Raw genomic sequence first — 16592 nt, 5'->3', positions numbered from 1 at the left:
CGGAGCACCCGCCGGCCATCGATGGATCAGCCCCAATGGGCGACCGTACGCTTTTCGTAGCTCTCGCGGAACTGCTCGGTCGTCTTCGGCAGCACCTCGCCACTTTCCCAGTCGAGGATCACGGCATAGCGGCGCACCGCATCGAGCGCATCGATCTCGCCGGCCTTGTAGAGACGCGAGACCTCCGCCGGCTCCATCCGCGCCCAGCCCTTGCGGCTGGCGCGCATGTCGGCGCGCAGCGCCTCGGTCGCGGCCGTGTCGATCTCGTATTCGCAGAGATCGGCGTCAATTTCCTTGATTACCACGCCATAGTCGAGCGCGGCGCGGCGGATCGAGACATAGTCGTCGATCACATCGACGAGAACCTTCTGCGGATCGCGCTCCAGCGGATCGCCGAAGCCGCCGCCGCCTGCGGTCGGCCGGGCAAACTGATCGCCTGAGAAGACGGGATAATCCGAGAAGACCGAGCCGAGCCAGGTTTCCTTCTCCTCGCCCGCCCGCTTGATCGTCAGGCCATGCGGCATGGAGGGAAGCCCGCCCTCCACGCCCCAGACGACGGCGCGTTCGCGGTCGCAGATATAGGACATGACCGACTTTTCGGATTCGAGCAGCAGCGAGGTCTTCTGCACACCGACGCCGCCGCGCCATTTGCCCGGACCGGCCGAGTCCTGCAGGATCTGGAACTCGACCGTATGGGTCGGGTTGACGCGCTCGTTGCCCTCGTTCGGCTGCGACATCAGGCCGGTGCCGAAGCAGGCGGTCGTCACATCCGCGCCGTCCTTGCCGTTGCGCCCGCCCCAGCCGCCGGGCAGCCATTCGTAGAACATGAAGATCGGCTTTTCCGGCTTGCGGGCATCCAGTCCGCCGGCCAGCAGATATTCGAGATTGAAGGCGCAGGCGATCGCCCGCTCCGGCATGATCTTGGACCACATCTCGAAGATCGCGTTCATGATCTTCTCAAACGGCATCAGGAAGCCGGTCACTGCAATCGGCCATTCGGCACTGACGACGCTGTTCTTCGGCGCCGTCACCTCGATCATCCGGTAGAAGCCGGAATTGAGCGGCAGGTCGGGGAAGAAGGTCTTGGTGCCTGCGACGACGGCCGAGAAGGTCGCGCCGGGCGCCGAATTGTACATGGAGGCGATGGTCGAGTGACTTCCGGTGAAGTCGTAATGGATCGTATCGCCCTTGATGGTCATCTTGATGCGGATCGGGATCATGCCCTCGCCGGTGGCCGGATCGCGGTCGATATAGTCCACCGTCTCCCAGGTGCCATCGGGCAGTTCGGCAATGCGCTTGCGCGCCGCGCGCTCCACATAGTCCTGCACTTCCCGCATGCCCTGCGTGACCTGATCTCGGCCATATTTGCGCACCAGCCGCAGGATTTCGCGCTCCGCCACCTGCGTTGCCTGCGCCTGCGAATGGATATCGCCGATGATCGAGGCCGGGTCGCGCGTCTGGGCGGCAATCAGGTTCGCAACGTCGGCGCAGAAGCGCCCGCCATGGAAGAGCCGCACCGGCGTAATGCGCATGCCCTCGCGGAACATGTCCCGCGCCGTTACGTCGAAGGAGCCGGGAACCGAACCGCCGAGATCCGACCAGTGGCCGTTCGACTGCGAGAAGCCGATCAAATGATCCTCGTCGAAGATCGGGCGGACAAGACGCACGTCGGAGAAATGCGTGCCGCCGGCATACGGATCGTTGATCGCATAGACATCGCCCGGCAGCATCTCGCCCTCGAAGGCGCGGATCACGTCCTTGCAGGTGAAATGCAGCGTGCCGACATGCACCGCGATATCCTGGTTGCCCTGGGCAACGGAATTCCCGTCGCTATCATGCAGGCCGTTGGAAAAGTCGCGGTTGTAGATCACGAAGGAATAGCAGGTGCGCAGCATCTGCTCGGCCATTTGATCGACCGAGGTGATGAAGGAGTTCTTCAGAACCTCGAAGGTCACGGGGTCGAGGCTGCCGCCGACATTCATCATCTTGTTCATGGGGTTCAGCCTTTCGTGGAAATGAGGATGTTCATATAGGCGTCGACCTTCGCGCTCATGCCGGGCGGCACGACGGTCGTGGAGTCGAACTGTTCGACGATCGCGGGGCCCTCGAAGGCGGCGCCCGCTTCCAGCTTTTCGCGCTCGTAGATCGCCGCGTCATGGGCAACCGCGTCGAACCAGACCTTACGGCGGGAGACAGGCGCAGCCTTGTGGAGCCGCTCCTCGTATTTCGGCATGTCGGCTTTCGGAACCGTGCCGATGGCCTTGATCGCAATGCGGAAAATGGCGACCGGGGCCTCGTCGCGGCGGAAATTGAACTCCCGCTCATGCTCGGCATGGAAGCCTTCGACCAGATCGGAAACGCTTGTGATCTTTGCCGGTGCCGAGACCGAGAGCGAGCGCCACTGGCCGGCATACATCATCTCGACGGAACGCATCAGCGTCATGTCTTCCCGCGCCACGCCCTCATGCGTCAGCCGCTCGACGGCCTGCGCTTCCATCTTCGCGAAGGCCGCTTCCATCTCGTCGGGCGAGACGGTCGAGGCATTGGTCATGAAGCTGTCTGAGAAGTCGTGCTGGACATCCACCAGCAGGCAGCCCAGCGCCGAGGTCACGCCGGGGTTCGGCGGCACGATGACCGTCGGGATCGAGAGTTCCTTCGCGACCGCCGCACCATGCAGGGCACCTGCCCCGCCAAAGGCGACAAGCGCGAAATCGCGCGGGTCATAGCCACGACTGATCGAGAGTAGACGAACGGCATTCGCCATGTTGGAATTGGCGACGGCAACAATGGCTTCTGCCGCCTGATGCAGTTCCATATTGAACGGGGTAGCAACGGTGTCCTGGACGGCCTCAGTCGCGAGCGCCGGGTCGAGCGTGATCTTGCCGCCGGCAAGGCTGGTGCCGAGACGGCCGAGCACGACATTGGCGTCCGTGTTGGTCGCGGTCCTGTTGCCGTTCTTGTAGCAGGCCGGCCCTGGATAGGCGCCGGCCGATTGCGGACCGTTGCGCAGCGACCCGCCCTCGTCGCGCCAGGCAAGCGACCCGCCGCCGGCGCCGATGGTCAGGACTTCGATCGAGGGGAAGCGGATCGGGTAGCCGTATTCGATATACCAGTCCTTGGTGATGCGCGGGTCGCCGTTATAGGCGAGCGAGACGTCGGTGCTGGTGCCGCCCATGTCGAAACCGATGGAATTGGGAAAACCGCAGAGATTGCCGATGAAGCGGCTGGCAATCGCGCCCGCGGCAATGCCGGAGCCCGCGAGGCGCGCCGAGAATTCCTTCACACTCGCCGGCGTCATCACGCCGCCGCCGCTGTGGAGAAGCAGCAGGTCCCGGCTGTAGCCGCCTTCGGCCAGCTTGTCGCCGAGACGAGAGACGTAGTCGACCACGACGGGCGCGCAGACGGAATTCGCCATCGTCGTCGAAAAGCGCTCATGCTCGAAGATTTCCGGCATGACTTCCGAGGAAATGGAAACCGGAACGTCGGGCATGATATCCTTCAGGATATCGCGCATGCGGCGTTCGTTCTCGCCGTTGACATAGGAGTTCATGAAGCAGACCGCGACGGACTTCACCTCGCGCTTCTTTAAGATCTCGGCCACGCGGCGGGCGCCTGCCTCGTCCAGCGGCGTCATCACCTTGCCGTCGGCATCGACGCGCTCCAGAACCGTCAGGCGGTCGCGGCGCGGCACATAGGGCTTGGCGACATCCTTGTAGGTATCCCAGAGATCTTCCTTATTGGAGCGGCGGATTTCCACGACGTCGCGGAAGCCTTCGGTGCAGACCATCGCGGTGCGCGGTATACGCCGGGTGATCAGTGCATTGGTGGCAACCGTCGTGCCGTGCGAGAACATCGTGACCTCGGAGAGGTCGATCTTCGCCTGCTCGATCCCGTTCAGGATTGCCTGCATCGGATCATGCGGCGTGGAAGACGTCTTCTCGATGCGGATCGCGCCGCTCTCCTCGTCCATGATGCAGATGTCAGTGAAGGTTCCTCCGACATCGACGGCGACTCTGGTCTTGCTCATGCTGGGTCCTCAAAATGCGCGTCGAAAGGACGCGAGGGGTCGTTCCGGTTCCCCACGGGGAACCGGTTCAATGTTGAACAACCTTGGATTGCATCAGGCCGTCATCAAATCCGGCGGCTTCGTCCCGCCGGCGGCGTGTCGGGCGCGTTGACTGATTGCCGGCGCGTGTCGGACGGCGAGCAGCCGAAGCGGGTGCGATAGTGCTTGCAGAACTGCGACTGGTCGGCGAAGCCCCATCGATAGGCGATCTCGGCAATCGTGCCCTTCGCCGTCAGCGACATCAGGTCTTCCGCGCAACGGTCCAGCCGGCAGTCGCGGATGAAGCTGTTGATGGACTTGTCGCTATCCTGGAAGAGACCCTGCAGGTAGCGCAGCGAAATCCCGCAGGCATCGGCCACCGCCTGCGGACCCAGATCCGGGTCCTTGAGGTTATCGCGGATATATTGCTCGGCGCGATGCAGGTGGCTGGCGCGGATCGGCGAGACATTGCTGTCCAACACCCGGTCGTCGCTGACGATGGAAAGGCAAAGCATGTCGAGAATATGCTTGCCGGCCAGCTCTCGCGCCGCATCGTTGATTTCCGGCGCGCGCTCGATGGTCAGGCGAACCGTGTCGAGGAAAAGCGCAGCAACCCCTTGCGTGGCGTCAAAGCTCAGGGCGCTGAGGCGATCCGCCGAGCCGATGCGGGAACGGACACTGGCCGAGGGCACTTTCAGCACCCAGAGTGCATTCGTCCGGCCATGCCAGAACTCGTAAGGCGCATCGCCGCGCTCGACCAGGAAGCCGCCTGGCTGGCATTTCACCGTCCGCGACCCTTGCGAGAAGTTGACTTCGCTCAGCGTCGGAATGGTGATCAGCAGGCTCGAATCCCGCTCGTTGAGGAAATGCCGGCGCTGGCGGCGATAGATCAGCCCGTCGCATTGCATGCGCGACACACCGACCAGCCCGAGCGACCATGTTTCCAGCGCGCCCTTGAATTCGCGCCGGTTTCTATATTCGGTGTCCAGCGGAAAATAGGTTTCCGTAACCGCCGCCTGCCAGGCGTCTCCGCCTGACACATTCCCTACAGTATCGACGACATATTTCATTCCTCGACGCTCCCCTGATGACCTTATGGCCTTCGTTTATGGTGGGGAGAATACATGAAAACCGTCGCCGGTATTGGTCAAAAACGCATAATTTATGTGCCTGCGGCGTGCGAGACAGGCTCGCTGGCCCTATCGAGATCGGCGCGGAAGAGGGCGGCGAGGAGGTCGCCCTGGCTGACAACGCCGACCAGGCGATCGGACTGGTTCACGACCGGGATCGTATGCAGCCCCTCGTCCACCATACGCATGACCAGCGCGAAGGCGGACGTCTCCGGTTTTGTCGGCTGGATGCGGCGGTCCATGATGTCGCCGACGAAGCGCGGAACGCGCGCTCGGCTGAGCTTAGCCAGCACGCGGCGACGGAAGCCGAGATGCAGGTTGCCATCGTCCGAAAGAACGGAATTGGAGAGGAAATCGGCCTGCGAAATCATGCCCACGAGCCGGCCATCGAGATCCACCACCGGCAGCGCCTTGACGTGATGGATGGAGAAAAGGCGCCATGCGGCCCGCAGGCGTTCATCGGTGCGCACGGTCAAAACATTGCGCGACATGATCTCGCCCGTCAGCGGGCCATGATGGTGGCGCTCATGCGCGGCGAGCTGCGTGCGACGGAAGAGCGTCGCCATCGTGTCGGGACTGACATCGACGACTTCATCGAATTGCTCAAGCGCCTCCTCGATATCCGCCTCGATCGGATCGGCCTTTTCAGCACCGCCGCCGACAGCCGGGATCTTAAGTGGCAGATGCGGATAGCGATGACCGGTCAGATTGTTATAGGCGAGCGCCAGTGCCAGCAGCAGGACGGAATTGAGCGCCACCGGCGTTAGCACGAACCAGTAGCCGCTCGCATGCACGGCCGAACCGCCGAGTACGGCGGTCAACGCTACCGCGCCACTTGGCGGATGCAGGCAGTTGAGGACCAGCATGGCGGCAATCGCCAGTCCCACGGCAAAGGCGGCGGCAAACAGCGGCTGGGGAATGAAGAGCGCGCAGGTGACGCCGATCAGCGCCGCGACGACATTGCCGCCGAGGATCGACCACGGCTGGGCCAGCGGGCTGGCGGGCGCGGCGAAGAGCAGGACAGCGGACGCGCCCATCGGCGCGACGAGCAACGGGGCGGCGAGACCACTATTGCCGAGCGCCAGCGTGCTCACCAGCCCCGTCAGCGCAATGCCGAGCAGCGCACCGCCGGCGGCTCGGCCGCGCTCGCGCAGGCTGGTCGGGGCGAGCGAGGGATTGAGCCGCTGAAAGATCGACATGAGGGAGAACCGCCGCAATGAAAAAGACGCACCGGATTAGCAGGTTTCAGGTGTTGGCGTGAGGCCTGAACATTCTAAAAACGTCCGGATTGGCGAAAAAATTCGCTTTTGCTCAAATGCAGAGCATTCAACCCCGACCTAAGCGCTGCCCACGGACCGTCCAAGCTGCGCGCGCTGCCTTCTCTGCACAAATGAAAGGCAAGCCACTCCGGGCCGATCCCACTATGCGCCTCAATAAACCTGCACGTCACCCGTCGCCCTGGCAGGCTCCGTCTTGTGATAATCGTCCAGCAGCTTGCGGGCGGCATTGGCGAAGAGGGTCACGTCATTGCCGATGGCAACGAAGGTCGCGCCGAGCTCGACATAGCGTTTTGTGAGCGCCAGATCGCCGATCAGGATGCCGGCAGCCTTCCCCTGTTTGAGAATACGCGCAATCGCGTCCTCGATGACGGCCTGCACCTCCGGATGCCCCGGCTGGCCAAGATGGCCCATGTCGGCGGCGAGATCGGCGGGGCCGATGAAGACGCCGTCGACGCCTTCCGCCGCGGCAATCTCGTCGAGCGCCGCGATGCCTGCGCGGCTTTCCACCTGCAGGAGAAGGCAGACCTCGTCGTTGGCCGTCTGCAGATAATCCGGAATGCTGTTATAGCCCGAAGCGCGGGCGAGGATCGAGCCGACGCCGCGCACGCCTTCCGGCGGATAGCGCATCGCCTTGACCATCGCTTCGGCCATTTCGCGGCTGTCGCACATGGGGATCAGCAGCGTCTGCGCGCCGATGTCCAGCAACTGCTTGATGATCCAGGTCTCGCCGACCGGAGGGCGGATGATCGGATGCGAGGCCGAGCCGGCCATGGCGCGCAGCTGCGTGATCATCATCGGCAGGTCGTTCGGCGCATGCTCGCCATCGATCAGCAGCCAGTCGAAGCCGGTCTTGGACGAGATCTCGACCGCCGTCGGCGAGGTCAGCGCCTGCCAGAACCCGATCTGCGTCCGCCCCTCTTTCAGCGCCTGCTTGAAGGTGTTCTTGGGAGCGGGCATGGACACATTCCTTCTGGTGGAAACATTGCGCGAAAGATCACCGCGACATGCCCGCCTTCTAGGCCTGCCCATTACCTGCGCGCAAGCCGTATTCATCCGGCTTCGACAGTCTCCGCGCAATTTCCGTGATCGCTTCAAAGGCAATCTCGATATCGGCTTCCGTCATCTCGAACGAGCCCGCCTGGAAACGGATGGCGATCGCGCCGTCGACACGAGTCTGCGTCAGATAGATGCGCCCGTCTTCGTTGATAGCGTTGACCAGCGCGATGTTATGCGCGTCGCGATCCGCGCCGCCGGTATGGCGGAAGGAGAAGAGCGACAGGACCGGCTCGGTCACGATCTCGAAGCCCGGCTCCTCGCGCAGCCGCTCGGCGAGCCCTTGTGACCAGCGAACATGATTGCGGATAACGGCGCGCAGTCCCTCGAGGCCGTGGTAGCGCAGCAGGAACCAGAGCTTCAGCGCCCGGAACCGTCTTCCAAGCGGCACCGACCATTCGGAATAGTTTACAATGCCATCTCGGCCATGGGTCTTCAGATATTCCGGCTGGATGGCGAGCGTCTTCACCAGGTCGTCCGGGCTGCGGATGAAATGCGCCGAGCAGTCGAATTGCGCGCCGAGCCACTTATGCGGGTTGAAGACGACGGAATCCGCCTGTTCCACGCCAGCCCAGAGCGGCCGAAACTCCTCGCAGATCATCGCCGAGCCCGCCCAGGCGGCATCGACATGGACATAGAGCCCATGGGCGTGGGCGACGCGCACCACGTCCGCAATGGTGTCGCAGGCGCCCGTGCTCGTGCCGCCAGTGCAGGCGATGACGCCGGCGGGCAGCAAGCCTGCGGCTTTATCGGCAAGGATGGCGGCCTCAAGGGCGTCGACATTCATGGACTTCAAAGGCCCGGACGACGGGATGCGAACGAGGTTCTGCTCGCCGATGCCGGAAACCCAGATGGCGCGGTCGATGGAGGTGTGGACCTGTGTCGAGGCATAGACCCGCACCGCCGGATTGGCGGCGAGACCCGCCTTGTTGCCGTTCCAGGCAAGCGCCCGCTCGCGCATCGTCAGCACGGCGGCAAGCGTCGCGGAAGAGGCGGAATCCTGGATGACGCCCGAAAAACCCTCCGGCAATCCGATAGCCTGGCGCAGCCAGTCGAGCACCTTCGTCTCCAGTTCCGTCGCGGCCGGCGAAGTCTGCCAGAGCATGCATTGCGCTGCCATGGCCGAGACGAGATATTCGGCGATCACCGACACGGGCGCGGCATTGGCCGGGAAATAGGCGAAGAAGCGCGGATGTTGCCAATGCGTCATGCCGGGCATGATGATGTTTTCAAAATCCGCGAAGATCGCCTCCATGCTTTCGCCAGCAAGGGGCGGCTCGGCGGCGATCTGGCGGGCGATGTCGCCGGGTGCGGTGCGGGCGCGGACGGGCTGCTCGTTCAGCCCCGCGCGATACTCCACACCCCAGTCGGCCGCCTTGCGCGACCATTGGGCGAATTCGTCTTTTTGCATGTCGTCCTCCCGCTGCTCTGCCTCGCTTTTTCGTAAAGACGCGTGAGAGACTTGGCGAGGGCGTTTTTCGTAAAATCGGCTGCGTTCACTCGACTGCTTGGGTTCAGGGCTCCAAAGCCTCAGGCTGTTTCTCGGACGCGCCGAGGCGGCCTTCGTAGATCGCAAACACGTCCTCGCGCCGGCACAATTCGGTTCCGGGCGTCAAGGCAGCGGCGGCACCTGCCGCAAGACCGAAGCGGAAGGCGTCTTCAATGGGCGCCCCCTCCTCCAGCTTCCACACCAGTGCGGCGAGAAAGCTGTCGCCGGCGCCCACCGCCGAGCGAACCGGAACATGGATCGCCGGCAGGCGCAGGCTGATCTCGCGACCAACGAGAAGCGCGCCGGAACGGCCGAGCGTCACCGCGACATATTCCGACCAGCCTTCGTCGACGATCTGGCGGGCGGTTTCGGCAATGCCGCGCTCGTCGAGCTTCTTGCCCGCAATGGTTTCCAGCTCGCTCAGGCTTGGTTTGACGAGGAAGAGTTTCGCCTGTTTCAGCGTCGTCAGCAGCGCCTTGCCGGACGTGTCGAGCACGACCTTCACCCCCGCCGAGGCGGCGACAGCCGCCATACGGGCATAGGTGTAATCCGGTGCATTGCGCGGCAACGAACCGCTCAAGACCAGAAAAGCACCCTTGAAATCGCGAACGACATCCATCGCCGCCTCGATTTCCTCCGAGGTGACGGCCGGACCGTCGGGAACGAAGCGATATTCAAGCCCCGTCTCCTCCTCATAGACCATGAAGGCAAGTCGCGTCGGCTCGGCCGTCCGGACCGTCGCAACGTCGATCGCGGTGCCGGCCAGAGCATCCATCAGAAGCGCACCGACCTCGCCGCCAACCATGATCAGAAGCTGCGGATGACCGCCCAGCATGGCAAAGCCGCGCGCGACATTCACCCCGCCCCCGCCGGCATGCCGTCGCTGGTTGTGGGTGCGCACCTTCCGGGTCGGCAGCACGCGCGCAGCGTCGCTGGACACATCGACCGATGGATTGAGCGCCACGGCAAGTATGGTCATATTTTCCCCTCCATGGGCCGGATCGACCGCAACCGTAGGAACCGGCCCCTTTCCCGGCCTTGACTTGCGTCAAGCAGCAACCGGACGAGGGAAACCTTTTCACGGCACAAGCCGGCAAATATGCGACCGGAAGAGGCCTTCGAAATGGCAATCCTCGCCGAGAACCTGCGAGGCGCAACCGTGCGGTCCGAGACGCTTTGCCATATCCGAAAGGTTCAGGACGACGCCGCAGTCGCCGGTGTTCGGCCCTCTGCGTGAAATCAGCCCTCTGACGTCCTGATCGCCACCGTGATCTCCGGCCCGTTCTCGATAGCTTCCGGGCTGTCGAACCAGATGATGCGGCCCGTGGCGCCGGGCAGTTCTGCGGAACCCGGCGACAATCTGGCGCGCAGCTGCAGGGTGGCGCCGGTAAAACGCCAGTCCATGGCGAGAATGCCCTGCTCCGCCTTGACGACCTTGCCCTCGACCGGTTCCCGCGCCGCCAGAAGCGGAACGATGTGCCGTCGCCGGAGCGAGATCAGTTCGCGATGCAGCGCCAGCCGCTCCTTTCCTCTTTGCGAGCCGGGGCGTGACCAGTCGAGCTTGCTGGCGTCAAATGTCGAGGGGGCCAGCGGATCGGGAAGTGCCGTCTCCTTGTCGCCCGGGGCAAGGCTACCGAAATTCTCGGCCTCGCTGCGGCGTCCCTCGCGCACGGCCTCGCCCAGTTCGCCGGTGTAATCGGCAAAAAACATGAAGGGGTTCGTTTCCCCATATTCGTCACCCATGAAGAGAAGCGGGATCTGCGGCGACAGCAGCAAAAGCGCCGTGAGAATTCGCGCCATCGGCGGGTCGATCCGCGTCCACAACCGGTCGCCGAAGGCGCGGTTGCCAACCTGATCGTGGTTCTGCAGGAAATTCATGAAGGCCTGAGGCGGCCAGTGCGCTTCCGCATAATCCGCCTCGCCCACCATTTCGCGGGGGCTGCGTGCCCCCGGCCTGCGCCCCTCCATGGCAAGAGCGAGCCCGCTTTCCGGGTCATCGGCAAAATCCGCGTAATAGCCGCCGGCCTCGCCGGTAACGATCACGTTCAGCGCCTGATGGAAATGGTCGTTCCAGCCGGTATCGTAAAGCAGAGGCCGGGCCGCGTGATAGCTCACCATGCCCCAGCGATGGCGCTGCCCTTCGGCAATCAGATGGATATGGCGGTCCGGAAATCGCCCCCGCGCCTCTCTGACGATCTCGCTCAGCACATGCTCTTCGGAGGCGTCATAGATTTCATGCGTCGCATCGAACCGCAGCCCGTCGAAACGATAGTGCTCCAGCCAATGCAGGGCGTTGTCGATAAAATAGCGGCGCACCGGCTTTCGGGTGAAATCCAGCGCCACTCCCCAGGGTGTCTCACGCTCCGTGAGAAAGAAGCCCGGCGCATAGCGCGGAACATGGTTTCCTTCGGGTCCGAAGTGATTGTAGACCACATCCAGATACAGGGCGATGCCATGCGCGTGGGCCGCATCCACGAAGGCTTTCAGATCATCGGGCGTACCATAGGCCCAATGCGGCGCATAATGGCCAACGCCGTCGTAACCCCAGCCGCGCTCACCCGGGAACTGTCCGACGGGAAGGATTTCGAGGGCATTGATCCCTGTTTCGGCAAGATGCGGCAGCTTTTCGATCGCGGCGGCGAAGGTGCCCTCCTGCGTGAAAGTCCCGATATGGATTTCGCTCACGACAGCTTCTTCCCAGGAAAAGGCGGTCCAGTCTTGCGTCCTCCAAGGATAACCCCGGTGGTTGACCAGAGATGAGGGGCCATCGAGCCCCTGCGGCAGGGCATGCGCGGCGGGATCGATGACCTCCGTCCCGTCCGGCAGGCGGAAACGATAGGACGCTCCTTCGCTCAAGTCCGCAACGTCCGCCTCGAACCATCCCTCCCCCACAGCCGTCATCGGATATCGCGCCCCTTCGACCACAACTTCCGGCGGCCCGACCTCAGGCGCCCATAGGCGAAAGCGAACGCGTCCGTCTTCCAGCCACTGCGGTCCCCAGGCCGATGTCGTCGCGTCCTTGCCCGTCATGCGTCTCTCCTCGTCCTTGATGTCCGGACCGCTGCGATTTCGTTGTCCGGATTTCGTCGGGGGCTCGAACACATGAAGCCACCGGGTGTTCCGACTGAAAATGGCCGGAACCTATTGCCGGCTGCGACGTTGCTGACGCGGCCCTTCCCTTTCCTCCCGAGGCATATTCATGAGCTATTCGTTTTCCGAACTCGATTTTCTGAAACCCGAACTTGGCGCGGAATTCATTGGCGAGGGAACGCATTTCGCGCTCTTTTCCGCCCATGCCGAAGCCGTCGAGCTCTGCCTTTTCTCGCCCGACGGCAAGCAAGAGACGCAGCGGCTGGCGTTGCCGAAGCGCGAGGGCGACATCTGGTCCGGCTTCGTGGCGGGCCTTCAGCCCGGCACGCTCTACGGCTACCGGGTCCACGGACCTTACGATCCCAAGAACGGTCATCGCTTCAACCCGAACAAGCTTCTGCTCGACCCCTATGCCAAGCAGATCGTAGGCGACCTCAGCTGGGACGACAGCCTTTACGGCTACACGATCGGCGCGGACGATGGCGACCTGTCCTTCGATAAGCGCGACAGCGCAGCCTTTATGCCGAAGGGTGTGGTGCAGAACCCCGATTTCGACTGGAGCGGCGACGAGGCGATCCGCCGTCCCTGGACGGATACGATCATCTATGAAGCGCATGTGCGCGGGCTGACCATGCAGCACCCGGACGTGCCGGACGATTTGCGCGGCACCTTCCTCGGCATGTGCAGCGAGCCGATCCTCGACCATCTGACGAAACTCGGCGTCACGGCAATCGAGCTTCTGCCGGTTCAGTATTTCCTCGATGACCGCTATCTGGTCGAAAAGGGCCTGCGCAATTTCTGGGGCTACCAGACGCTCGGCTTCTTCGCGCCGCAATCACGCTATCTCTCCGGCGATCAGATCGCCGAATTCAAGACGATGGTGAAGGCGTTCCACAGCGTCGGCATCGAAGTCATCATGGATGTGGTCTATAACCACACGGCGGAAGGCTCGGAACGCGGGCCGACGCTCAGCTTCCGCGGCATCGACAATCTGAGCTACTATATCCAGTCGCCTGACGAGCTGCGCCACACGTTCGACACGACGGGGACCGGAAACACGCTGAATGTCGCCCACCCGATGGTCATGCGCATGGTGCTCGACAGCCTGCGCTACTGGGTGGGCGTGATGCATGTCGATGGCTTCCGCTTCGACCTCGCCTCGACGCTCGGCAGAGAGGGCCTGCGCTTCGACCGCGAGGGCGGCTTTTTCGACGCCATCCGGCAGGACCCGATCCTTGCTGGCGTCAAGCTGATCGCCGAGCCCTGGGATGTGGGAATGGATGGCTATCAGGTCGGCGGCTTCCCCTTTCCCTTCCGCGAATGGAACGACAAGTTCCGTGACGATGTCCGCCGGTTCTGGCGCAAGGATTCCGGTCTTGTTGCACCGCTCGCCGAGCGTCTCACCGGCTCGCCGGTGCAGTTCGACCATTCCGGCCGCAGCGCGACCACTTCGGTCAATCTGCTGAGCGCGCATGACGGCTTCGTGCTCGCCGATGTCACGGCCTTCAACGACAAGCACAACGAGGCCAATGGCGAGGAAAATCGCGACGGCCATGACGGAAACCAGTCGGACAACATGGGTATCGAAGGCGAGACCGAGGACGAAAACGTGCTCACGGCACGTGCCCGCCGCCGGCGCGCGATGATCGCCACCCTCTTCTTCAGCCAGGGCGTTCCCATGCTGCTCGGCGGCGACGAACTCGGCAACAGCCAGGGCGGGAACAACAATTCCTATTGTCAGGACAACGAGATCGGCTGGATTTCCTGGGAGGGCCGCGAAGACCCGCTTCTCGATTTCTGCCGGGCAGCCATCGCCTTCCGCAAATCGCATCCGCTTCTGCGGCAGGAGCGCTTCCTCAAGGGAGAGCCCGGAGATCCGCCAGCACCTTTCGTAAGCTGGCTGAAGCCGGATGGCTCGGGCATGGACGAGGCGGCATGGGGGAATGGCGAAACGCGCATCGTCATGATGCACCTGAAGGATGCGCCGGGCGAAGACGGCACGGCAGACGAATTGCTTCTCGCGCTGAACGCCGGTGACGCCACGCCCATCCAGCTGCCCGACGGAAATGGCTGGCAGCCGGCTTTCACCTCGGCGGAACAGATGGACATCGATGAAAACCGGATGACCGAAATCCCCGGCCAGAGCGTTCTCGTTTTTTCGCGAAAGGGCTAGCCTCGCATCGGGAACAAGGCCTGTCCCGTCGTGTTCGGGTCCCGCGTCGTTGAGATGCGGGCAGAACAGGCGAAAAGGAAGGCCAGGGCATGACCGATTACCGTCCATCCAAACGCATTATCGTCACGGGCGCCGGCTCCGGCATCGGCCGGGCATCTGCCATGGCCTTTGCCCGGCAGGGTGATACGATCGGCCTGCTCGGCCGCACTGAAGACGAGTTGCGCAAGGTCGCGGAAGAGGTCGAACAGCTGGGCGGCACCGCCGAAATTCTTGTCGCCGACGTATCGGATGCTAAGGCCATGTCTTCGGCGATCCGGCAGTTTTCCGAACGCGACGGGCTGCATGTCATGGTCGTCAACGCCGGGATCAACGGCGTGTGGGCGCCCATCGCCGACCTGAAGCCCGACGAGTGGGACAAGACCATCGCCGTCAATCTGCGCGGCAGCTATCTAAGCATCCATTTCGCCGTGCCCTATCTGAGAAAATCGGCAAAGAGCGCGATCGTCGTCATCTCCTCTATCAACGGGACGCGGACCTTCACCTCGGCCGGCGCCAGCGCCTATGCGGCGACGAAGGCCGCCCAGGTCGCTCTCGTGAAACAGCTCGCCGTGGAACTGGCCGGCGATCGCATCCGCATCAATGCCGTCTGCCCCGGTGCCATCGAGACGTCGATCGAGAACAATACGACGCGTCGAGACACCGAAAGCGTAGAAGTGCCGGTCGAATTTCCCGATGGCGACATTCCGCTGACCGGCGGAAAATCGGGCAAGGCCTCCGAAGTGGCCAGCGTCGTCGCCTTTCTCGCCTCGGACGCCGCGCGTCACGTCACCGGCTCGGTGATTTTTGTCGATGGCGCACAAAGTCTCATCAGATAATTTCGGGGCGTCGTGAACATTTGTCCCGCTTGTTCGTTTTATCGTTGAGCGCACGACGCTCTTGTCGTCAAACGGGAGAAGACCATGGAGCAGAGAAGCAGGGAAGAATACATCCGCGAGCGCGCTTACCAGATCTGGGAAAAGGAAGGCCGTCCCGACGGCCATCATGACCGACACTGGCAGCAGGCAGCCGAGGAATGGAGCACGGCGGAAGCCGCCTATCACCAGGGCGGTTCGGCATCCGGCGATCAGGGTGCCAGCAACGGCGCCGACGAGCTTGCCGCCAAGGTCCGCGATCTCGACAATCCGGCCCCGGCCAACAATGCAAAGCAACCGGAACAGGAAGTCGACCTGCCGAAAATGCGCAAAAGCGCATAATCTTGACTACAAGACCGACCAGAGGCCGGGGCGCGTACGCGCTCCGGCTTTTCTTTTGAGATTTTCGGTTCAAGCGTTGCAATTCTCTGCTACTCACGCAGACATTGCTCATCGCCAGGATTTCTTGAAGGATCCCTCCCCCCTTGAAAGACGCGCTCGCCCACGCCGAACTGATTGCCGTGCTGACGGCCGTGACCAATGACGCGCCGCGTGTCATGACCGTGAGCAAGGGCGAGGCCCTTCCCTCCGGCCCGTTCGAGCTTGAACATCGCAGCCTTCAGGCCGGCCTTCGCGAATGGGTGAACGAACAGACCGGCCACCCGCTCGGCTATCTCGAGCAGCTTTACACCTTCGCCGACCGCGACCGTTCGCCGCAGGACAGGGCGCGGCGCACCATTTCGATCAGCTATCTCGGTCTTGTCCGCGAACAGGCCGCTCCCGGTGCCGGCGCGCCGGGCTGGCACGGCTGGTATGAATATTTTCCCTGGGAAGATCACCGCGAGGGCCGGCCGGACGCGCTGGCACCTATCGCGGAGGCCCTGAATGCCTGGGCGGCGACAGAGCCATCGCGAAGAGATCATCGTCAGAAACGCATCGACCTTTCACTCGGCCTGAATGGCGCGGGCTGGAACGAGGAACTGGCCCTGCAGCGCTACGAACTCATGTACGAAGCGGGATTGGTCACCGAGGCCGGCGCGCAAGGCGTTCCGGGCACCGGCCGGCCGATGTTTGCAGACCATCGCCGCATGCTCGCAACCGCCATCACCCGCCTGCGCGCCAAGATCAAATATCGCCCCGTCGTCTTCGAACTCATGCCGGAAAGCTTCACGCTGTCCCACCTGCAAAGAACCGTCGAAGCCCTGGCGGGGCTGGCGCTGCACAAGCCGAACTTCCGCCGTCTGATCGACCAGCAGGAACTGATAGAAGAGACCGGCGAGATGTCGAGCGAGACCGGCGGCCGTCCCGCCAAGCTCTATCGCTATCGCCGCGCCATTCTCGAAGAGCACGCGCTGTCCAGCGCAAGGCTGCCTCTGTCGCGCAATTGACATATACTCCAAACGAGTATAACCATGCGTCCC

General features: G+C 63.1%; 12 protein-coding genes. 4 read left to right on the top strand and 8 right to left on the bottom strand.

From position 1 onward, the window contains the following. Positions 1 to 26: 26 nt before the first annotated feature. The 8 genes from LQK83_RS08690 to treZ form a co-directional block, all read right to left on the bottom strand. Positions 27 to 1994: a hydantoinase B/oxoprolinase family protein gene (locus tag LQK83_RS08690; RefSeq protein ID WP_230837008.1), complete on the bottom strand. Its 1968-nt coding sequence runs from the start codon at positions 1992 to 1994 to the stop codon at positions 27 to 29. A 5-nt stretch (positions 1995 to 1999) separates the two neighbouring features. After that, complete coding sequence (locus LQK83_RS08685) at positions 2000 to 4027, bottom strand: hydantoinase/oxoprolinase family protein (RefSeq protein ID WP_230837007.1); 2028 nt, start codon at positions 4025 to 4027, stop codon at positions 2000 to 2002. A gap of 104 nt (positions 4028 to 4131) precedes the next feature. Then, positions 4132 to 5115 carry a helix-turn-helix domain-containing protein gene (locus LQK83_RS08680; protein WP_230837006.1) on the bottom strand — a complete coding sequence of 328 codons (984 nt, stop codon included), beginning with the start codon at positions 5113 to 5115 and terminating at the stop codon, positions 4132 to 4134. Positions 5116 to 5207: 92 nt separating this feature from the next. Continuing rightward, the gene (locus tag LQK83_RS08675; protein WP_230837005.1) at positions 5208 to 6374 is read right to left on the bottom strand and encodes an HPP family protein; all 1167 of its coding nucleotides are present in this window, start codon (positions 6372 to 6374) and stop codon (positions 5208 to 5210) included. A 231-nt stretch (positions 6375 to 6605) separates the two neighbouring features. Further along, positions 6606 to 7412, bottom strand: a complete 807-nt coding sequence (hpaI, locus tag LQK83_RS08670) for a 4-hydroxy-2-oxoheptanedioate aldolase (RefSeq protein ID WP_230837004.1) — start codon at positions 7410 to 7412, stop codon at positions 6606 to 6608. Positions 7413 to 7470: 58 nt separating this feature from the next. Further along, on the bottom strand, positions 7471 to 8919 hold the full coding sequence (locus LQK83_RS08665; RefSeq protein WP_230837003.1) for a pyridoxal phosphate-dependent decarboxylase family protein: 1449 nt from the start codon (positions 8917 to 8919) through the stop codon (positions 7471 to 7473). Between the two features lie 103 nt (positions 8920 to 9022). Continuing rightward, positions 9023 to 9976: a 1-phosphofructokinase family hexose kinase gene (locus LQK83_RS08660; protein ID WP_230837002.1), complete on the bottom strand. Its 954-nt coding sequence runs from the start codon at positions 9974 to 9976 to the stop codon at positions 9023 to 9025. Positions 9977 to 10236: 260 nt separating this feature from the next. Next, complete coding sequence (gene treZ, locus LQK83_RS08655; protein WP_230837001.1) at positions 10237 to 12027, bottom strand: malto-oligosyltrehalose trehalohydrolase; 1791 nt, start codon at positions 12025 to 12027, stop codon at positions 10237 to 10239. Positions 12028 to 12196: 169 nt separating this feature from the next. Between treZ and glgX the strand changes: the two genes are divergently transcribed. The 4 genes from glgX (at position 12197) to LQK83_RS08635 (ending at position 16559) form a co-directional block, all read left to right on the top strand. Then, positions 12197 to 14260 (top strand): glycogen debranching protein GlgX, encoded by a 2064-nt coding sequence (gene glgX / locus LQK83_RS08650; protein ID WP_230837000.1) that lies wholly within the window; start codon positions 12197 to 12199, stop codon positions 14258 to 14260. Between the two features lie 89 nt (positions 14261 to 14349). Next, on the top strand, positions 14350 to 15135 hold the full coding sequence (locus LQK83_RS08645) for an SDR family oxidoreductase (protein ID WP_230836999.1): 786 nt from the start codon (positions 14350 to 14352) through the stop codon (positions 15133 to 15135). 84 nt (positions 15136 to 15219) lie between these two features. After that, on the top strand, positions 15220 to 15513 hold the full coding sequence (locus LQK83_RS08640; RefSeq protein ID WP_230836998.1) for a DUF2934 domain-containing protein: 294 nt from the start codon (positions 15220 to 15222) through the stop codon (positions 15511 to 15513). 143 nt (positions 15514 to 15656) lie between these two features. Beyond that, positions 15657 to 16559, top strand: a complete 903-nt coding sequence (locus LQK83_RS08635; protein ID WP_230836997.1) for an NUDIX hydrolase — start codon at positions 15657 to 15659, stop codon at positions 16557 to 16559. Positions 16560 to 16592 lie beyond the last annotated feature (33 nt).

This window comes from Rhizobium sp. C1, from assembly GCF_021026335.1.
Taxonomy (GTDB): domain Bacteria; phylum Pseudomonadota; class Alphaproteobacteria; order Rhizobiales; family Rhizobiaceae; genus Ensifer_A.
The sequence above is the reverse complement of the archived record's forward strand: the minus strand, read 5'-3'. Positions and strand labels throughout refer to the sequence as shown.